Raw genomic sequence first — 19375 nt, forward strand, 5'->3', positions numbered from 1 at the left:
GAAGAGGTCATGACCCGGCAGCTCTTCCGCTGACGCACGAGCGCCATGGCAGGCCGCCGCTCTGCGTCGTGCGGAGGCTGGTGCGGCACCGCGTGGAGATCACTCGCCGTGCATCGAGATATCGCGAACGTAGCCGGTCGAAAGAAGCAAGAGCCTGGCCCTCTTGACGTATTCGGCGAATAACACCAATACTTGTTGGTGAAATTAGCGTGCATCGAAGTGCACGCGCGTACGGTGCGCCCTCGCCTGCCCGCGCATCGACTGCCCGCGGGCGGCCGGGGGACGACGGGGGCGGCCGCCTCGACGACGGCCGGGGCCGGTTCGGCGCGCGAATCCGAGCCCCGGCCGTACCACATCGACCACCGTCCGGCCGCCACGGCCGGCGAGGAGAGGAAGAGCAGCGATGAGCACCGAACCAACCTTCGTCATCGTCGGGGCGGGCCTGGCCGGCGCCAAGGCGGCCGAGGCGCTGCGCGAGCGCGGCTTCACCGGCCGCGTCGTGCTGATCGGCGAAGAGAGCGAGCGGCCGTACGAGCGTCCGCCGCTGTCGAAGGGCTACCTGCAGGGCGGACAGGAGCGCGAGAAGGTGTTCGTGCACCCGGGTGACTGGTACGACGGCCACCAGGTCGAGCTGCGCTTGGGCACGCGCGTCACCGAGCTGGACCGGGACCGCAAGACGGTCGCCCTCGCCGATGGCGGAACGATCGCCTACGACAAGCTGCTGCTGGCCACCGGCGCCACCCCGCGGCCCCTCCCCGTGCCCGGCGCCGACCTGGACGGCGTGCTCTACCTGCGCCGGCTGGGGGACTCCGAGGCGATCCGGGGCAGGTTCCGGCAGGCCCGCCGGGTCGCGTTCGTCGGCGGCGGGTGGATCGGCCTGGAGGTGGCCGCCGCCGCCCGGCTGGCGGGCGTCGAGGCGACCGTGCTGGAGGCCGACGAGCTGCCGCTGCAGCGGGTCCTCGGGCCGAAGATCGCGGGCGTCTTCGCCGATCTGCACCGCGAGCACGGCGTGGATCTGCGGCTCGGCGCCAAGATCACCGAGATCACCGGGGACGCGGGCAAGGCGACCGGTGTGCGGCTGGCGGACGGCACCCGCATCGACGCCGACGCGGTGGTCGTCGGCATCGGCGCCGCGCCCGACACGTCCCTGGCCGCCGGCGCCGGGCTGGACGTCGGCAACGGCGTCCTGGTCGACGCCTCCCTGCGCACCAACGACCCGGACGTGTACGCCGCCGGAGACGTCGCCAACGCCTTCCACCCCCTGCTGCACAGGCACATCCGGGTCGAGCACTGGGCCAACGCCCTGAACCAGCCCGCCGTCGCCGCGGCCTCGATGCTCGGCGAGGACGCCGTCTACGACCGCCTGCCGTACTTCTACACCGACCAGTACGACCTCGGCATGGAGTACTCCGGATACGCCGAACCCGAGAGCTGCGACGACGTCGTCGTCCGCGGCGACCTCGCCGCCCGGCAGTTCATCGCCTTCTGGCTCGCCGGCGGCCGCGTCCTGGCCGGCATGAACGTCAACATCTGGGACGTCAACAAGGACATCCAGCGCCTCGTGCGGTCGGGCCGGACGATCGACCCCGCCGCGCTCGCCGACCCGGACGCGCCGCTCGACCGGCTCCTGGACGCCTGAGCGCGGACGCGCCGTCCGCCGTCCGCACTCGACAACGAAGGCGAAACCGACATGCACTCTCAGATGAACTCCGTCCACCTGCCCGACGCCGCCGCCCGCGCCCGCGGGCCCCTGCACGTCGTGCCCGACGACAGCGGCGTGGACCTCGACGCCGCCGAAGAGGCCGCCGCCCAGTTCCTCGCGGCGCTGGGCGTGGCGACCGACTCCGAAAGCCTCCGCGGCACACCGCGCCGCATGGCCCACGCGTACGCCGAACTCTTCAGCCCGCGGCCCTTCGACCTCACCACCTTCCCCAACGACGAGGGCTACGACGAACTCGTCCTCGTCCGCTCGATCCCGCTGCGCTCGGTGTGCGAGCACCACCTCCTGCCGTTCGTCGGCACCGCCCACGTCGGCTACCTCCCGGGCCAGCGCATCCTGGGGCTGTCCAAGCTCGCCCGGATCGTGGAGCACTTCGCCTGCCGTCCCCAGGTGCAGGAACGCCTCACCAAGCAGGTCGCCGACTGGCTCCAGGACAACCTCGCGCCCAAGGGCGTCGGGGTCGTCATCGAAGCCGAGCACACCTGCATGACCCTGCGCGGCGTCCAAGCCACCGGCACGCGCACCCTGACGTCCACGCTTCTCGGGCTCCTGCGCACCGACGCCCGCACCCGCGCCGAATTCCTCGCCGGGGTCACCGGCAAGGACTGACCGGACGCCCCCCGGGGAGTGACGGCCGTCAGGGCCATGCTCGTTCGGCGCGACGCCATCGCTGCGGGGTGATGCCGTAGCGGCCGCGGAATCGCCGGACGAGGTAGGCGGCGTCGCGCAGCCCGGCCCGGGCCGCCACGGCGTCGAGCGGCAGGTCGGTCTCGCGCAGCATCCGGCGCACTTCGATCATGCGCCGCTCGGTGATCCATTCGAGCAGGGGCCGCCCGGTGCGCCTGCGGAGGACGGTCGTGAGGTGCCCGGGGGTGTAGCCGAGCGCGCGGGCGACGTCCGAGGCGGAGACCGGTTCGCGGAACACGGCCTCGATCTCGGCGAAGACCTGCTCGACGAGCGGATCCGGTGCGCCGGGCGCGGCGGGCGCCAGCCGCGCGGCGGCCACCAGCAGCCGGGTGAGCGCGGCGGCGGCGGCCTCGTGGGCGCCGAGGCGGCCCGGATCGGCGAGTTCCGCGGCCAGCTCGGCCGCCCACGCCGACCAGGCCGCCCGGTCGGGCGCGGCCACCCGCCCGTACCCCGCGCCGGGCGCGAACAGGGCGAGGAGGGGCTGGTGCGCCCACGCCAGCGGGGAGACCGACGCCAGGGCCGGGACGGCGTCCGGGAGGAACGCGACCGCCCAGGCCCGGCCGCCGGCGAGTTCGGCGACGGCCGCGGCCTCGATGACCTGACCGGGCGACACGGCGTGCACGTCGCCGGCGCGCAGCGGCCGCTCCGTGCCGTCGATGACGACCGAGCCCGCGCCTTCCTCGACGTAGACGAGCGTGAGGAAGTCGTGGGCGTGGCGGTGGTTCGGCGGGAGGCCGGCGTGGGCCGCGCCGTCGAACCGGATCACCGACACCGCGGGCGCGCCGGGCCGCTGCCGGTAGCGGTAGACGGGCGTCCCGTCGAGCCGCACCGTGCCCAGCGCCGCCCCGGCGCCCAGCGGGGCACCGACCGAAGAATGTCCCATAGCCGCCAAAGTATGTCCTGCTCCAGATCCACGGAATATCCAAGACTGGAGGTGATGACCCGGGATCGGCCGCGAGCCACCGCAGGCCGGCCCGCCACCTGACGCACAAGGAGCACCCATGGCGGCTTCCGCCCGCGTACGCATCCTCGACCACCGCACGCCGCAGGAGCGCGACCGCCCGTTCCTGCCCGGCGCGGGCAAGACCTGGCTTCTGCCGTTCTACGACGCCCTCACCCGGCTGGGCGGCGTCCGCGTGCTGCACCGGCGCGCGGTCGAGATCGCCGGGATCGAACCCGGGCAGGCGGTCGCCGACGTCGGCTGCGGCACGGGCAACCTGTCGTTCGCCGTCCTCGCGGCCCAGCCGAGCGCGCGGGTGACCGGCCTGGACCCCGACCGCGCCGCCCTGCGCAGAGCGGCGCGCAAGGCGCGCCGCCGCGGCGTCGCCCTCACCCTCGTGCAGGGGTACGCCGACCGCATCCCCGCCGAGGACGCCTCGCTGGACCATGTGGTCTCCGCGCTGGCCCTGCACCACGTCGACGACGAGAGCCGGGACGCGTTCGCGCGCGACGCGCTGCGCGCCCTCCGGCCCGGGGGAAAGATCACCATCGCCGACTTCGGCGGCCCGGCGTCCGGCGGAGGCGGCGGGCACGACTCGCACGGCGGCGGCCCGGCCCACGCCCTCCGGCACCTGCCCGGCCTCATCCGTCCCCGGACGGCCCATGCCCCCGCCGCGGCCGGCGACCACGACGACGGCATCGTCGCGCTGCTCACCCGGGCCGGGTTCGCCGACGCCCGGGAGGTCGCGCACTCCGACCACAGGTTCGGCCGGGTCGCGTTCGTCCAGGCGGGCCGGCCGGCGAGCTGAACCGAACCTTTCCCGGCACTTGGGGTCCGCCTGACCCCACGCCGGAATCCCGAGGGCGCCGAGACGGTTGACGCCGATGTGAAGAAGATCGGCTTTCTCTCGTTCGGTCATTGGAGCGACGGCGCGGGCTCGCGGACCCGGTCGGCGGCGGACGCACTGCTGCAGTCGATCGATCTCGCCGTGGCCGCGGAGGAGCTGGGCGCCGACGGCGCCTACTTCCGGGTGCACCACTTCGCCAGGCAGCTGGCCTCGCCCTTCCCGCTGCTGTCCGCGATCGGCGCGAAGACCTCGCGGATCGAGATCGGCACCGGCGTGATCGACATGCGGTACGAGAACCCGATGTACTTCGCCGAGACCGCCGGGGCCGCCGACCTGATCTCCGGTGGGCGGCTCCAGCTCGGCATCAGCCGGGGGTCGCCGGAGCAGGTCATCGACGGGTGGCGGTACTTCGGGTACGAGCCGGCCGAGGGCGAGACCGACGCCGACATGGCGCGCAGGCACACCGAGGTGCTGCTCACGGTGCTGGAGGGCAAGGGCTTCGCTCAGCCGAACCCGCGCCCGATGTTCCCGAACCCGCCCGGGCTGCTGCGCATCGAGCCGCATTCGGAGGGGCTGCGCGACCGCATCTGGTGGGGCTCGGGCTCCAACGCCACCAGCGTGTGGGCGGCGAAACTCGGCATGAACCTGCAGAGCTCCACGCTGAAGGACGACGAGACGGGCGAGCCGCTGCACGTCCAGCAGCGCAAGCAGATCGAGGCGTACCGGCAGGCGTGGAAGGACGCCGGACACGAACGCGAGCCGCGCGTGTCCGTCAGCCGCAGCATCTTCGCGCTGACCAGCGATCTGGACCGCGCCTACTTCGGCCGCGACGCCGACTCGCGCGACCAGATCGGGATGATCGACGAGAAGACCAGGGCGGTCTTCGGGCGCACGTACGCGGCCGAGCCGGACGTGCTGGTCAAGCAGCTCGCCGGCGACGAGGCCGTCCAGGCCGCCGACACGCTGCTGCTCACCGTCCCCAACCAGCTGGGCGTGGACTACAACGCGCACGTCCTGGAGAACATCCTGACCTACGTGGCGCCCGAGCTCGGCTGGCGCTGAAGGCCGCATGTCCCGGCCACGGCCCGGCGACCGAACGGGACCTCGCCTACTGGGCGACGCTCACCCTCACCGACATGCGCGCCGGCCTCGCCAAGGTGCGCCCCGGAGGGAGCGCCGCCTTGCCGAGGGGCGGTGGGCGGCTAGGCGGTGGGGGTCCAGAAGCGGAGTCTGCCGCCGTGCTCTCCCTCGAACACGCCGCCGTTGGCCTCGATCACCTTGCGGGAGGCGACATTGTCCACATCGCAGGTGATCAGCGCGGATTCGATGCCGAGCGAACGTGCGATCGGGAGCGCTTCCTTGAGCATGTACGTGGCGTGGCCGCGGCGGCGCGCGGATTTGCGGACGTCGTAGCCGATGTGACCGCCGATTTCGCGGAGGAAGTCGTTGAGCCGGTGGCGGATCGCGATGCGGCCGAGATATTCGTCCCCGTCGATCAACCAGAGGTTGGTGGCCGTCACGAAGCCTTCGCGGCGGGGAGTCCGCTGCTCGTCCACCAGCATCTGCACGTAGCGGCCGAACACCTCGGGGTCGCGCCAGGTGTCGCCGAATTCGCGGAGTTCCTGCGCGATCGAGCTCTCGTCACGGGGGTCCGCTCGGCCTTCCGCGCGGAACTCTTCCATCGCGTCCAGGAAGGATTCATGAACGGCGGTGGTCGGCGGCACGAGCTTGCGCATGTCCCATTCTCTAGCGCGGAGGGCACCCGGGCGGCAAAGCAATTTCCACGGGCGCCGGGCGCTGCCCGTGGCCGGTGTTCTGGACGGCCACGGGCAAGCCCATGCCTCAGATCTCCTTGAGGAAACCGGAGTCGACCGCGTAGTCGGCGCCGGTCGTGCTCGCCGAGCGCGGCGACGCCAGGTGGACGATCACGTCCGCGACCTCCTGCGGGTCGGCGAGGCGGCCGGTCGTGAGGCCCATCATCTCGGCGGCGCCGCCGTCCAGCACCGCGTCGCGGTCGGAGCCGGTCGCCGCGGCGATGACGTCGGCGGCGCCGCCCTCGTCCGTCCACCACGGTGTCCGGACCGGGCCCGGCGAGACCGAATTGACCCGGATGCCCTGCGGCGCGAACTCTTCCGACATCCCCTTGGTCAGGTTGTTCAGCGCCGCCTTCGCCGCGTTGTAGTCGTGGTTCATCGGCCCGGGGCGCCGCCCGTTGCCCGACGACACGTTCACGATCGACGCCGCGCCGCTCCGCAGCAGATGCGGGACCGCCGCCCGCACCGCCCGGACCACCGCGAACAGGTTGAACTCGAACATGTCGCGCCAGTCGTCGTCCGACAGGCCCGCGAAACCGAACCGCGGCAGCGTCGCCCCGGGCGGCGGGCCTCCCGCGTTGTTGACCAGCACGTCGAGCGCGCCGAACTCCGCCACGGCCCGCTCCACGGCCGTCGCCGGGGCGGCCGGGTCCATGAGGTCGGCGGGGACGTGCAGCAGGTCCGGCCCGGCGAGCGCGTCCAGTTCCGGTCCCGGCTTGCGCGACACCGCCGCCACGCGGGCGCCCTCGTCCAGCAGCGTCCGCACGACCGCCAGTCCGATGCCCTTCGACGCCCCGGTGACGACGGCGACGCGTCCGGCAAGCCGCAGATCCATGAGTTTCCCTTTCAGAGAGCGTCCACGCCCGATCGGACGTGGACCCTCTGAACCCCGCGGCGCCCGGCCGGGTTGCAGCCCGGCCGCGGACGGCGTCAGTTCAGGGCGTCGTAAACGCCGGCGGCGACGGCGCCGTAGGCGAGGTGGGGCACGGCGTCCATCAGCCAGTCCGCCGCCGACCATTCGCGGGGGTCGGTCAGGCCGAGCGCCGTCATCGGCGCGCTCGAACCGAGCATGGCGAGCACCGTCAGGGCCGCGGTCGCGACCGGCTTCGGGACGCTGCGGCCCCCGGCGACCGCGCCGTACACGGCGCCGGCGCCGAGGCCGGTCCCGAAACCGAGCATCGGGCCGAGCCCGGCCTTCCTGTTCTCCGCCTTCTCACCGTCGCCGAGTCCGACTCCGGCAGCGTCCGCGATCATCTCCACGCTCTGGTCGGGGGTACTGCTGGCGGGACGTCCCCGAAGCGCCATGTCGAGGTACGTCACCACATTGAGGGCGGTGGTCCCGGCGGCGCCGGCGATCAGTCCGCGCGTCAGTCTGTCCATGCCTCCGCGTTACCCGCCCAATCCGCGAAACCACCCGCCCCCACCCGCTATGCGCGCGGCGGAGACCGCCCCATCGCAGGAGTGCCCGCAGGCCGGCGGCGCGTCCGGTGTCGCGGCTGCGGAAAGCCGTGCGGGATGGGGCTTCGCGGGGGCGCTGGACGGCATAGAACGTCCGGGCAGCGGGTAACTCATCGCTACCCGGGAAGCGCGGCGGACGAGGGAGACCGATGAGGGAGTCGATCCGGCTCGGCCGTATCGCCGGCATCAGAGTCGGTCTCAACTACAGCGTGATCGTCATCGTGGTGATCCTGGTCTTCGGGCTGGCCTTCGGCAGGTTCCCCGAGGTGAAGCCGGGCCTCGCCACCTGGGCCTACGTCCTGGCGGGCATCGTCAGCGCACTGCTGCTCCTGGTGTCGCTGCTGGTCCACGAGCTGGCGCACGCGGTCGTCGCGCGGCGCAACGGCATCGAGGTCGCGGGCATCACGCTGTGGCTGCTCGGCGGCGTCGCCGAGCTGCGCGGCGAACCGCGCTCGGCGGGCGCGGACCTGCGCATCGCCGTCGTCGGCCCGCTCGCCAGCCTCGTCGTCGGCGGCGTCTTCGCGGTCGCCGCCGCGGTGGCGCACGCCGCGACCGGCCCCGGCCTCGGCGTGGAGACGCTCGCCTACCTGGCCGGGATCAACGGGCTGCTCGCCGTCTTCAACCTGATCCCCGCCGCGCCGCTGGACGGCGGGCGGGTCCTGCGCGCGTTCCTGTGGTGGCGCCGCGGCGACCGGACCGCCGCCGCCGTCACCGCCGCCCGCGCCGGCCGCCTGTTCGGCTACATCCTGATCGCCTTCGGGTTCATCCAGTTCGTCGTCGGCGTCGGTTTCGGCGGGCTGTGGCTGATCCTGATCGGCCTCTTCGTCGTCGGCGCCGCCAGCTCCGAGGAGCAGCAGACCCGGGTCAACGCGGCGCTGCACGGCGTCCGCGTCGGCGAGGTCATGACCCCCGACCCCGTCGTGGCGGACGCCGCGCGGACGGTGCAGAGCCTCATCGACCAGGTCGTCCTGTCGCACCGCTTCTCCACCTACCCGCTGGTCGAGGACGGCCGCCTGGCGGGCCTGGTGACGCTGAACCGCATCCGGTCGACGGCCCCGGAGGAGCGCTCGGTGCTCCGCCTCGCCGACATCGCGTGCCCGCCCGACCAGGTGCCGACCGCCCATCCGGACGACCTGCTGACCGACCTGCTGCCCCGCATGGCCGGCTGCACCGACGGCCGCGCCGTGGTGCTGGGCGACGGCGGGCAGGTCGTGGGGCTGGTCAGCCCGAGCGACATCAGCCGGACGATGCAGCTGAGCGACTTCCGCGGCAGCCGCCCCTACCCGCCCCCGCGCGGCGCCGACCTGATGATCCCGCACGAGGAGCGGACCTGGCGGCCGTGACCCGCAGGTGGGCGGCCGCCGCGGCGGTGTGGGACACCGCGGCGGCCGCCTAGCCGCTCGGCTCGGCCGGCGACCCTTCGGGGTTTGCATAGAGGAGGTCGCGAGCCTCTTCCGCGGCGCGGGCGAAACGCTCGCCGACGTAGTCGAGGTAGCGGGCGATCTTCTCGAGGCGGAGCGCGGCCGGGGTGCCGGAGCCGAGCACTTCGACCCCGTGCCGGATGACCTCGACCTGGTCGGCGATGTCGCGGGCGCTGGCCATCATCGACTGGTAGTAGAGGTCGTTGTCGACGACGTACCGCTCGCGGCGGTTCTCGTCGCGCTCCCGGCGGACGAGCGTGTACCTCTCCAGCGAAGCGATCGCCTTGGAGATGGACGCCGGGCTCACCTGGAGACGCTGGACGAGTTCGGACGCGGTCAGGCTGCCGGAGTCGGTGGTGTGGAGGCAGACCAGCACCCGCGCCAGCATCTTGGGCAGGCCCGACGCCATCAGGACGGCGGTGAAGTTCTCTTCGTACTCGCGGAGGGCCTCGGCGTCGCGTCCGTGCGGCAGAGGCGCCGGGGCGGCCCCCCGGGGCGCGGCGGGCCCGCGCCGGCGCGCGCGCCGTTCGGCGGCGTGGTGGGCCAGGTCGGCGCGGTACCCGGTGGGGCCTCCGTTGCGCATCACCTCGCGCGTGACCGTGGAGGTCGGGCGGCCGAGGCGCCTGGCGATCTCCGCGTAGGCGAGCCCGTCGGCCAGCCCCGCGGCGATCTGCCGGCGCTCCTGCTGGGTGAGCCTGCCCCCTGGCATCGCGTCCTCCCTCACGCTCCCGGTGACGGCACCATAGCGTTCACCTGACATCCATTGCAACGAGCCACGTTCTCCTCCGTTGCGTTACTCGCAACTCAGTTGCAACGATTTCTCAATTCTGAGCTGCATGTATGCATAGCAAACGCAACAAGGCTGTTGATGGATCTCTAAACGCAACGTAGCTTTTCCAATATCGGAAACAACCGTCCGGGCAGGAGACAACGACGCACACGGTCGCCGCCCCGCCCGCAGCCTGTGACGACAGCCCTGATCAAGGAGCCTCCCGATGACGAACCCGGCGATCGCGGCCCGAGGGCTGCGCAAGTCCTACCGCGACAAGAACGGCGAGAAGGTCGTGCTCGACGGCATCGACCTGACCGTCCCCGAAGGGACGATCTTCTCCCTGCTCGGCCCGAACGGAGCAGGCAAGACGACCACCGTCCAGATCCTGTCCACCCTGATCCGCGCCGACGGCGGAACCGTCCGGGTCGCGGGATACGACCTCGCCCGGCAGGCCGACGACGTTCGCGGCGCGATCGGCGTCACCGGCCAGTACTCGGCGGTCGACAAGCTGCTCACCGGCGAGGAGAACCTGCTCCTGATGGCCGACCTGCGGCACCTTTCCCGCCGGGACGGCAGGCGCAGGGCCGCCGAGCTGCTCGACCGGTTCGACCTGGCCGACGCCGGACGCAAGCCGGCCGGCACCTACTCCGGCGGCATGCGACGCCGCCTCGACCTGGCGATGACCCTGGTCGGCGACCCCCGCCTCATCTTCCTGGACGAACCGACCACCGGCCTGGACCCGCGCAGCCGCCGCACCATGTGGGGCATCGTCCGCGAACTGGTCGCCGGCGGCGTGACGGTCTTCCTGACCACCCAGTACCTGGAGGAGGCCGACGAACTCGCCGACCGCATCGCCCTCCTCGACCGCGGACGGCTGATCGCCGAAGGCACCGCAGGCGAACTCAAGCGCCTCATCCCCGGCGGCCACATCGAACTCGCCTTCGCCGACGCCGGCCTGCTCGACGCGGCCCGCACCGCCCTCGGCGCGGGCATCGCCGACCCGGAGGCGCTGACCCTGCAGGTGCCGGGCGACGTCGGCGTCCGCGCGATCCGCGAACTGCTCACCGTGCTGGACGAGCGCTCGATCGACATCGCCGAGATGAGCGTCCACACCCCCGACCTCGACGACGTGTTCCTCACCCTGACCGGCCGCCAGAAGGAGAACGCCCGATGAGCACCCTCGCCCTCGCCGCCCGCGACTCGTCCACCATGGTCCGGCGCCAGCTCAAGCGGATGCTCCGCTACCCCTCCATGACCGTGCAGCTGATCATCACGCCGGCGATCCTGCTGCTGCTGTTCGTCTACGTCTTCGGCGGCACCCTGGGCGGCGGGCTCGGCGGCGACCGCCGGACCTACGTCGACTACATCGTCCCCGGCATCCTGCTCATGGCGGCCGCCACCGCCGCCACCGGAACCGCCGTCATGGTCGCCACCGACATGACCGAAGGCATCATCGCCCGCTTCCGCACCATGCGGATCTCCCGGGCCTCCGTCCTGACCGGACACGTCGTCGCCAGTGTCATCCAGCAGCTGCTGAGCATGGCCGTCATCATCGCCATCGCGCTGGCCATCGGCTTCCGCCCCAACGCCACCGCCACCGAATGGGCGGCCACCGCCGCCCTGCTCACCCTGTTCGCCGTGGCGATCACGTGGCTGTCGGTCGCCCTCGGCCTGAAGTCGCCCACCCCCGAGGCCGCGAGCAACGCCCCGATGCCACTGATCCTGCTGCCCTTCCTGGGCAGCGGCTTCGTCCCCACCGACTCGATGCCCGCCGCCCTGCGCTGGTTCGCCGAATACCAGCCGTTCACCCCCATCATGGAGACGATCCGCGGCCTGCTCCTCGGCACCCCGATCGGCAACAGCGCCGCCATCGCCACCGCATGGTGCGCCGCGATCGCCGCCCTCTCGTACCTGTGGGCCAAGCGCACCTTCAACAAGTCCTGACCGACGTCTCCCGTCAGGGCCGCCAGACTCCACAGGTCTGACGGCTCTGAACCACGTCCACTCAAGCCGCGGCGGGACGCGCATCCACCGAAGGTCAGGCGACTCACCCGGCGGACGTCAGCAGCCCCGATGGGGTCGGCGTCACCGGACGTCCCATCGACCCGCGAGACTCCCGTTCGGGGACGGGACCGGCGCCAACCGGGGGAGTCGGATCGTGACGATAAGACCGCCCTCAGGCCGGGGCGTCAGGTCGAGGCTCCCGTCATGTGCCCGGACGATGCTGTGCACGATGGCCAGCCCGAGGCCGACACCGGCGTGCTCGTCGTCGTTGCGCACACGCCGCGTCCCGCGCTGGAAGGGCTCAGTAAGGGTCGGAACCAGCTCCCAAGGAAGCAGCCGCCCCGTGTTCTCGACCCGCAGCACGCTCACGTCGTACTGCGACTCGGTGTGGACGGTCACGGTCCCGCCGTCGGGAAGGTTGTGCACGATCGCGTTCTGGACGAGGTTCGTCACCATCCGCAGGATCAGTTCCCCAGACCCCACAATCCGTGTCGCCTCCCCGGTGACCTCAAGCGTGATCTTTCGCTTCTCCGCCAGCGGAAGCAGCGTTTCGGCGACTTCTTCGGCGACAAGAGACAGGTCGACGGGCTCGCGGGTGAAACTCCTGCGGTCACTGCGGCTCAGCAGCAAAAGCGCCTCGGTGAGGTCGATCGCCCGCGCGTTGACGGTATGGAGTCGTTCGATCAGGTCGCCCTGGTCCCGCGTGGGGTCGTTGCGGGCGACGTCGAGGAGCGTCTGCGAAATCGCCAGCGGGGTGCGCAGTTCGTGGGAGGCGTTGGCGGCGAACCGCTGCTGCTCGGTGACGTGGGATTCGAGCTGTTCCAGCATGGTGTCGAACACGTCGGCGAGCACGCGGAATTCGTCGTTCGGGCCCTCGAGGCGGATCCGGTGGGACAGCGACCCGTTCGCGGCCATCCGCGCCGCGTCCGTGATCCGGGTGAGCGGCGCAAGCATCCGGCCGGCGAGGATCCAGCCGCCCAGCAGGCCGAACAGCAGGAGGAACGCCAGCGCCGTGATCGCGCGGGGCACGAAGGCGCGCAGGAGATCCGAGCGGTTGGGCACGAATCCGAGCGCCATGATGGGGCCGTCCGGGACGTAGCGCAGCAGGAACACCCACACGACGGCCAGCAGAAGACCGCCCGCCAGGAAAAGGAATCCGGCGTAGCTGAGGGTCAGTTTCAGCCGGGCGCTCAGCCCCGGACGCCTATCCATCGCTCTCGCCGGTGTCGATGCGGTAGCCGACACCGGGCACCGTGGCGATCAGCCACGGTTCACCGAGCCGTTTGCGCAATGCGGAAACGGTGATGCGCACGGCATTGGTGAAGGGGTCGGCGTTCTGGTCCCAGGCCCGCTCGAGCAGCTCTTCGGCGCTGACGACACCGCCCTCGGCGGCGACGAGGATTTCGAGGACCGCGAACTGCTTGCGGGTGAGCGCGACGTAGCGTCCGTCCCGGAACACCTCGCGGCGGAAAGGGTCCACGCGCAGCCCCGCGATCTCGCTGACCGGGGGCCGGACGTACGCGCGCCTGCGGTCGAGCGCCCGCAGCCGCAGGACGAGCTCGCGGAGCTCGAACGGCTTGGTGAGGTAGTCGTCGGCGCCGAGCTCGAACCCGGACGCCTTGTCGTCGATCCGGTCGGCGGCGGTGAGCATGAGGATCGGCATGCCGCTGCCGGAGGCGACGATGCGCCGGGCGATCTCGTCGCCGGACGGCCCGGGGATGTCGCGGTCGAGGACGGCCAGGTCGTAGGAGTTGACGCCGAGCAGTTCGAGGGCGGAGTCGCCGTCCCCGGCGATGTCGGCGGCGATCGCCTCCAGCCGCAGACCGTCCCGGACGGCTTCGGCCAGGTAGGGCTCGTCCTCCACGATCAGCACACGCATGCTCGAAGGGTACGTAGCCCGGCATATCGCCGACGTATGCAAACCGGGCCCGGTCAGCTCACCGCCCCGCCGCCGGAGCAGACAGCGGACGATCGGGCGACATTCCCTTCGCCGCGCGCCACCAGCGGCGCGACGCCACCGCGGCGATCCCGGCACCGGCCGCGTTGAGCAGCACGTCGTCCACCGAGGACACCCGGTCCAAGCGCAACACGTACTGCGCCGTCTCGACCAGAACCGAGCAGCCGGCCCCGACCGCCAGCATGCGCGGCACCGACGCCAGCGCCGCGAACCGCAGCGGGGCGAAGAACCCCAGCGCCGCGAACACCAGCAGATTCCCGACGATCTGCCTCGCCGCCGTCCCCGGATCTCCGTCGAGGATCACGGAGAGGTCCCGCAGCGGCACCAGGTTCACGCCGCCGCGGGCGCCCGGCAACATGATCATCCACACCCACGGCACGGTCCCGTAGAGGATGCCGACCTCGGCCAGCGACATGCGCCATGCCGCCCCGGCGCCGCCGGCGCGCCGGGAACCCGCCAGCGCCCACACCGCCACCGCGGCCGGCGGCAGCGCCGCCACCGTGACGAACACGACGCCGCTGAACGTACCGACCAAGCCGTACAGCCCCTCGGCCATGCCACCTCCACTGGCGGGAACGAACCGGTTGGACGACCGGCCGTGCTGATCAGTTCGACCGTCCGGCTTCACACGCCCACGGGCGACCTCCCAAGTCCGGGCACGGCAGCGGCATCGACCAGGCGCGCGACCAGCTGCTCGTAGCGCAGCCCGGCCGCCGCGAACATCCGCGGCACCTGGGACTCGGCCGTCATCCCCGGCATGGTGTTGACCTCGTTGAGGACGGGTCCGCGCTCGGTGAGGAAGAAGTCGATCCGGGCGACGCCGGCGCAGCCGAGCGCGTCGAACATCCGCAGCGCCGCCCCGGTCAGCGCCGCCCTGTCCGTGTCGCCGAGGTCGGCGGGCACGCTGAACCGGGCCGAGCCGTCGTACTTCGACCGCGTGTCGAACAGCCCGTCGGCGTGGATCTCCAGCGGCGGCGAGGCCCACCGGCGCCCGTCGGCCTCCCGCAGGACGGCCACGTCGATCTCCCGGCCCCGGACGACGTCCTCCACCAGGATCCGGTCGTCGAACCGCGCCGCGCACCGCAGCGCGTCCCGCAGCTCGGAGGCGTCGCGCGCCAGCGCGACACCGAAGCTCGACCCGGCCGAGACCGGCTTCACCACCGCACTCGCCCGGAAGTCGACATCGGCGATGTCCGCCGCCGCCACCAGCCGCCCGGGGGCGGTGCGAATCCCGACGGCCTCCGCCACGAGCTTGGTCGCCCACTTGTCGATGCCGAGCGCTCCGGCGCGCAGACCCGAGCCGACCATCGGCGTGTGCGCGAGGGCGCACAGCGCCGCGATGGTCCCGTCCTCCCCGCACGGCCCATGGAGCGCGGGGAAGACGACGTCGGCGCCGATGACGCCCAGCGCCGCCGCCAGGGACCCGGTGCCGGGCGCCCCGAGCGCCTCCGCTCCCCGCCGCCACGTCCCATCACGGTCGATGGTCAGCTCGACGACGTCGAATCCGCCGCCTCGCAGCGCCTCGGCGACCGCCGCCGCGGTGGCCAGGGAGACATCGTGCTCGGCGCTCTCCCCGCCGCCGATCACCACGACCCGCCGTGTCATGCGACGCTCCTCTCCACACGCGGCCCGATGCCGGTGACGATGGTGTGCGGGATGGTCCCGGCCCAGCGGGCCCAGTCCTGGACGGTCGGGACGGCTCCCCCGTCCGGGCCGAACACGGTCGCGCGCGTCCCGACCGGGAAGTACTCGGCCCCCGTGTCGACCACGATCTGATCCATCGAGACCCGTCCGGCCACGGGGTGGCGGCGCCCGCGGATCTCGACGCCGGCCTGGGACGAGAGCTCCCGCGGGATCCCGTCGGCGTACCCGACGGGAAGGACGCTCAGATGGCCCGGACGATCGGTGACGTAGGCACCGCCGTAACCGACCGCGGTCCCGGCGGGAACCGCGGCCGTGTGCACGATCGGGGCGGTCAACCGCGACGCGCCGCGCATCTCCACGGTCCCGGACGGATCGATGCCGACCAGCCCCGCCCCGACGCGCACCATGTCGAAGTGCGTCGCCGGGTCGGTCAGCGCCCCCGACGTGGCCGCGAGATGGGTCAGCGGCGAACCGAACCCCGCCGCGTGCACCGCCTTCTGCGCCTGCCGCATGACGGCGACCGCCGGCGCGTTCGACGCGGGATCGGCGCGGTCGGCCAGCGGAAGGTGCCCCATGACGCCCACCACCCGGACGTTCCGGGCACGCTTGGCAAGGCGGAACAGCTCGTCCCATTGCCCGCGCGGGCAGCCGCCACGGGACATTCCAGTGTCCACATGGAGATGAACCCGTACCGGCGACACAGCCCGCGCCGCAAGCTCACCGAGCTCGTCGACCGACCCGACCGCGATATCGATCCCCGTGGCCTCACAGTCGATCCCCGAAGGATGCAGCCACGTAAGGATCGGCACCGTCAGCCCCGCTGCCCGCAACGTGAGAGCCTCCGCGACGCTCGTCGTCCCGAGCCACCCGGCCCCGGCGGCGACGGCGGCCTTGGCGACCGTGACGGCACCGTGCCCGTAACCGTCGGCCTTGACCACCGCCATGATCGTGCTCCGAGTCCGCGCGCGGATCAGGGCCACGTTCGCGGCGACCGACTCGGGCAGCGTCTGCAAGGTGGGCGGCCGGTTCACGACCGCATCCTCGGGTCCTCGGTGGGGTCCGCGTACATGGGCTCGACGGCGCCGGGCCGCAGCTCGTAATGCCAGGGCTCGTTGGCGTAGATCTGGCACAGCCCGTACGCGGCCCCGTGCTCGCCCAGCCAGGCCGCGGCGTCGGGCGGACCGACGTCGACCGCCTCACCCAACACATGGGCGGACGTCTCAGCGGTGGCCACCCAACGCGCGGCCTCTTCCCGCGACCCGTACTTGAGGACGGCGCGGTCGAACATCCGCCGCTGATACTCGGGCGACCGCCAGCCACTGTTGACGAGAAGCTCGACCCCATCGGCCTCCGCGTCGACCGCCGCCCGCTGCAGGGCGCCATAAAGATCCCGGTCGAGCTTGCGAACCCCCGGAATCCCCCGGTCGAACACAGAGACCGCCACCGGAATGACGCCCTCGTCCAGCGCGCCCTGACCTACTCTGGCCACCGAAAGCGACGAAGTGAACGCCCTGAGCGACCGCCGCACACGGGCACCCCGGGCCGATGCTGCGCTGTAATACATGCCAACACCGAAACGGACCGCCTGTTGCAGCGCCGTATGCGTTTTTCAATACACCCGCAATACAACCCAACGACCAAGCCACATGGACCGTGGCCATAAAAGCCCTTGGACGTGGCGATCAGCCAGATATCGATCACGGCAACTGAATGGTGGGCCTCGTAACGAGCGCCCCGCTATTACGTGATGCCCCCCCACAGGGCAGGGGTCGACAGATCGCCAACGGCCGTCCTCTCACCTGAGACGCGGCGGGGGACGGCCCAGCTTCCCGCCCAAGTGCCCCTGCACGGCTGGCGAACTCGGCCCAGCCCCCACCCTCTCGTTACCGGTGCGCCCGGCAGGCGCCCCATGGGAGGCCGACCGCGCGACACCTAGCCGGGACCGCCGCGCCCGGACTGATGACCTGAGAGGTCAACGGGACGGCGCAGCGGGTGATGGCGCGTCTGGCATGTGGGCAGAGGCAGACGGTGGCGACGGCAGACCGCTCAGGCGCGCTGACGCTCCTCCCGCCGCCGGACCAGCTCCTCGACCGCGCTGGGAAGGGTCGTCTCGAAGTCGATCAGCTTCGCCCACGTGGGGGTCACGACGATCCGGACCATGCCGTCGCTGTAGAGGGAACGCACCTCCGCCTCCCACTCGACCCGCTGCTCGGGAGTCATCTCGTAGGTGGTGTTCGCCTCCATGTACTCGTCCGGGATGCCATCGACGTAGTCGAGCTCGGCCCGCCCCCGGATGAGCAGGATCTTTGGCGGGTGCACCTCGGTGTCGATGGTCAGCGCGACCATCGGGTTCTCGCTCAGGGCCCGCAGCTTCGGGGCGTTCTTCGACGTGCACATGACGACCTCGGACCCGTTCCAGGCGAACCCGATCGGGATGACCCGCGGTGTACCGTCCTTGGCGACATATGCCAGACGGGTCAGGTCACGGGCCAGCAGCTCCTGGCTGATGGGCCGGTTCAGAACCTCGGTGATCTCTTCCGGTCGCACGGTCATCCTCCCGTTGTCGTCTCATGCGGCCACTTCATGCCCGTTGGCGAAGCCGGCACGACGGTCCCCCGCTCATGCCCTAGATCTCGTCAACGATCGTGCGGGCCCGCAGGTACGGCCCACACGCAGACCGCGGCAACAGCGCCCCTTGCGCGCTCCCAACCATGGCCTTCTTCTCCTCACGCGGCTCCACCGAGGGGCAAGCCCCGGAGAGACAGCAAATGGTGACGGCAGGCGCTTGCGAACTAAGCACCAACGGTCGCCGGAGCAGGGGCCAGAGCCCCACACGGTGGCAGAAGGTGCGAGACGGGGCCTCACCCACCGCAGGGGGGCGAGGGGGCGAAGCCCCCAAAGAGCGAGCGCAGCGAGCGCCCGGGGGCAAGGGGCGAAGCCCCACACAGTCGCGGATGACCCTCACTGTCGCATGGGGGGCAAGGGGGCGAAGCCCCCAAAAGCGAGCGCAGCGAGCGCCCGGGGGTGCGGGGGCGGAGCCCCTGCATCGGGGGTCCGGGGGTCGCCCCCCGGGTTAACATGACGAAGGAGTGGCGGCCCACGCTCTCCGTGGGCACACCACCCCCAACTCCGAGTGGGCGAGGAGGGATTTGAACCCTCACATCCTTTCGGACACACGGACCTGAACCGTGCGCGTCTGCCGTTCCGCCACCCGCCCATGGGTGCTCACCCGTTTCCGGGTGCCTCAAAAGGCTAGCACGGTCGGGGCAGTGGTTAGGTACTCGGATACTCCTAGCGAACCTTCGCACCGATACGATCGTCTACCAGTGGGGAAGGGAGGTGCCCGTGGGCGTCATTCAGCGCTTCGAGCGACGGCTGGAGGGCATGGTCGAAGGGGCCTTCGCCCGTGCCTTCAAGTCGGAGCTGCAGCCGGTCGAGGTGGCCAGTGCTGTGCAGCGCGAGATGGACGATAGGGCGGCGATCGTGGCGCAGGGCCGCACGCTCGTGCCGAACGACTTCGTCGTGGAGATCTCTCAGCAGGACGGGCAGCGGCTGCAGGTCTATGCGGACAGCCTGAGCCAGGAGCTGGCGAATCTGGCGCGGGAGTACGCGAAGGAGCAGGGGTACTCCTTCGTGGGGCCGGTGCGGGTGCGGTTCGAGAACGCGGGGGATCTCGCCACGGGCATGTTCCGGATCCGGTCGGGGGTGATCCGGGGCTCGACGGTGGAGGGCGGCGAGATCCGCCGGCCGGTGAGCGATGTTCCGCAGGGCGGCCGGGGCGGTGTCTTCGGGGGGAACCCGCGGCTGCTGGTGACGACGGCCGTGGAGGGTTCGGACACGACGCAGCGCACCTATGAGATCAATACACCCGTGACTCTGCTCGGTCGTGGCACGGATTGCGACCTGCGCCTCGTCGATCCGGGCGTTTCCCGGCACCATGCCGAGATCCGCGTAGAAGGTCCCGAAATCGCTCTCGTGGATCTAGGGTCGACCAACGGCTCGTTCGTGAACGGGCAGCCCATCCGGCGGGTCACGCTGGTGGACGGCTCCCGGGTGACGATGGGCCGGACAACCCTTGTGTTCCGCCGCGATAGGGAGTAACCCCGACTCC

General features: G+C 71.7%; 20 protein-coding genes and 1 tRNA gene. 8 read left to right on the top strand and 13 right to left on the bottom strand.

The features are described from left to right. The first annotated feature begins 403 nt into the window (after positions 1–403). Complete coding sequence (locus ACIWVC_RS16215) at positions 404–1639, top strand: NAD(P)/FAD-dependent oxidoreductase (RefSeq protein WP_396448095.1); 1236 nt, start codon at positions 404–406, stop codon at positions 1637–1639. 51 nt (positions 1640–1690) lie between these two features. Next, positions 1691–2329, top strand: coding sequence for a GTP cyclohydrolase I FolE (folE, locus tag ACIWVC_RS16220; RefSeq protein WP_396448096.1), 639 nt, complete (start codon positions 1691–1693; stop codon positions 2327–2329). A gap of 28 nt (positions 2330–2357) precedes the next feature. Here folE and ACIWVC_RS16225 read toward each other — a convergent pair whose 3' ends face one another. Then, positions 2358–3290 (bottom strand): helix-turn-helix domain-containing protein, encoded by a 933-nt coding sequence (locus ACIWVC_RS16225; RefSeq protein WP_396448097.1) that lies wholly within the window; start codon positions 3288–3290, stop codon positions 2358–2360. A gap of 118 nt (positions 3291–3408) precedes the next feature. Here ACIWVC_RS16225 and ACIWVC_RS16230 point away from each other — a divergent pair, with 118 nt between their 5' ends. Both ACIWVC_RS16230 and ACIWVC_RS16235 read left to right on the top strand, forming a co-directional pair. Next, on the top strand, positions 3409–4155 hold the full coding sequence (locus ACIWVC_RS16230; RefSeq protein WP_396448099.1) for a class I SAM-dependent methyltransferase: 747 nt from the start codon (positions 3409–3411) through the stop codon (positions 4153–4155). A gap of 78 nt (positions 4156–4233) precedes the next feature. Then, positions 4234–5256 carry an LLM class flavin-dependent oxidoreductase gene (locus tag ACIWVC_RS16235; protein WP_396448100.1) on the top strand — a complete coding sequence of 341 codons (1023 nt, stop codon included), beginning with the start codon at positions 4234–4236 and terminating at the stop codon, positions 5254–5256. A 140-nt stretch (positions 5257–5396) separates the two neighbouring features. Here ACIWVC_RS16235 and ACIWVC_RS16240 read toward each other — a convergent pair whose 3' ends face one another. From ACIWVC_RS16240 to ACIWVC_RS16250, 3 genes are all read right to left on the bottom strand, one after another. Further along, complete coding sequence (locus ACIWVC_RS16240; protein WP_396448101.1) at positions 5397–5930, bottom strand: GNAT family N-acetyltransferase; 534 nt, start codon at positions 5928–5930, stop codon at positions 5397–5399. A gap of 106 nt (positions 5931–6036) precedes the next feature. Beyond that, entirely contained in the window at positions 6037–6843 is an 807-nt protein-coding gene (locus ACIWVC_RS16245; protein ID WP_396448103.1) for an SDR family NAD(P)-dependent oxidoreductase, read from the bottom strand. Positions 6844–6938: 95 nt separating this feature from the next. After that, positions 6939–7388 (bottom strand): hypothetical protein, encoded by a 450-nt coding sequence (locus ACIWVC_RS16250; protein WP_396448104.1) that lies wholly within the window; start codon positions 7386–7388, stop codon positions 6939–6941. Positions 7389–7615: 227 nt separating this feature from the next. Between ACIWVC_RS16250 and ACIWVC_RS16255 the strand changes: the two genes are divergently transcribed. Further along, complete coding sequence (locus tag ACIWVC_RS16255) at positions 7616–8809, top strand: site-2 protease family protein (RefSeq protein ID WP_396448105.1); 1194 nt, start codon at positions 7616–7618, stop codon at positions 8807–8809. 49 nt (positions 8810–8858) lie between these two features. Here ACIWVC_RS16255 and ACIWVC_RS16260 read toward each other — a convergent pair whose 3' ends face one another. Next, complete coding sequence (locus ACIWVC_RS16260) at positions 8859–9596, bottom strand: helix-turn-helix domain-containing protein (protein ID WP_396448106.1); 738 nt, start codon at positions 9594–9596, stop codon at positions 8859–8861. A gap of 286 nt (positions 9597–9882) precedes the next feature. Here ACIWVC_RS16260 and ACIWVC_RS16265 point away from each other — a divergent pair, with 286 nt between their 5' ends. Together ACIWVC_RS16265 and ACIWVC_RS16270 are read left to right on the top strand one after the other, a co-directional pair. Next, positions 9883–10833 (top strand): ATP-binding cassette domain-containing protein, encoded by a 951-nt coding sequence (locus tag ACIWVC_RS16265; protein WP_396448107.1) that lies wholly within the window; start codon positions 9883–9885, stop codon positions 10831–10833. Continuing rightward, the gene (locus ACIWVC_RS16270; RefSeq protein ID WP_396448108.1) at positions 10830–11603 is read left to right on the top strand and encodes an ABC transporter permease; all 774 of its coding nucleotides are present in this window, start codon (positions 10830–10832) and stop codon (positions 11601–11603) included. Before ACIWVC_RS16265 ends, ACIWVC_RS16270 begins: the two co-directional genes overlap by 4 nt. Before the next feature lie 141 nt (positions 11604–11744). Here ACIWVC_RS16270 and ACIWVC_RS16275 read toward each other — a convergent pair whose 3' ends face one another. The 8 genes from ACIWVC_RS16275 to ACIWVC_RS16310 form a co-directional block, all read right to left on the bottom strand. Beyond that, positions 11745–12875 (bottom strand): sensor histidine kinase, encoded by a 1131-nt coding sequence (locus ACIWVC_RS16275; RefSeq protein WP_396448109.1) that lies wholly within the window; start codon positions 12873–12875, stop codon positions 11745–11747. Further along, a complete protein-coding gene (locus ACIWVC_RS16280; RefSeq protein ID WP_396448111.1) occupies positions 12868–13542 on the bottom strand; it encodes a response regulator transcription factor in 675 nt (224 codons plus the stop codon). Before ACIWVC_RS16280 ends, ACIWVC_RS16275 begins: the two co-directional genes overlap by 8 nt. A 58-nt stretch (positions 13543–13600) precedes the next feature. After that, positions 13601–14176: a VanZ family protein gene (locus ACIWVC_RS16285; protein WP_396448112.1), complete on the bottom strand. Its 576-nt coding sequence runs from the start codon at positions 14174–14176 to the stop codon at positions 13601–13603. A gap of 68 nt (positions 14177–14244) precedes the next feature. Further along, positions 14245–15225 (bottom strand): D-alanine--D-alanine ligase, encoded by a 981-nt coding sequence (locus ACIWVC_RS16290; RefSeq protein ID WP_396448113.1) that lies wholly within the window; start codon positions 15223–15225, stop codon positions 14245–14247. Next, entirely contained in the window at positions 15222–16295 is a 1074-nt protein-coding gene (gene alr, locus ACIWVC_RS16295) for an alanine racemase (protein ID WP_396448114.1), read from the bottom strand. The genes ACIWVC_RS16290 and alr overlap by 4 nt, the downstream gene beginning before the upstream one ends. After that, positions 16292–16828: a M15 family metallopeptidase gene (locus tag ACIWVC_RS16300; RefSeq protein ID WP_396448115.1), complete on the bottom strand. Its 537-nt coding sequence runs from the start codon at positions 16826–16828 to the stop codon at positions 16292–16294. The genes alr and ACIWVC_RS16300 overlap by 4 nt, the downstream gene beginning before the upstream one ends. 482 nt (positions 16829–17310) lie before the next feature. After that, positions 17311–17817: a pyridoxamine 5'-phosphate oxidase family protein gene (locus ACIWVC_RS16305; protein WP_396448116.1), complete on the bottom strand. Its 507-nt coding sequence runs from the start codon at positions 17815–17817 to the stop codon at positions 17311–17313. Positions 17818–18398: 581 nt separating this feature from the next. Then, positions 18399–18481, bottom strand: a tRNA-Leu gene (locus tag ACIWVC_RS16310). Between the two features lie 128 nt (positions 18482–18609). Between ACIWVC_RS16310 and ACIWVC_RS16315 the strand changes: the two genes are divergently transcribed. After that, complete coding sequence (locus ACIWVC_RS16315; RefSeq protein ID WP_396448117.1) at positions 18610–19365, top strand: FhaA domain-containing protein; 756 nt, start codon at positions 18610–18612, stop codon at positions 19363–19365. Positions 19366–19375 lie beyond the last annotated feature (10 nt).

Origin of the sequence: Actinomadura sp., assembly GCF_044508335.1 — a bacterium.
In the GTDB taxonomy this organism is placed as follows: domain Bacteria; phylum Actinomycetota; class Actinomycetes; order Streptosporangiales; family Streptosporangiaceae; genus Spirillospora.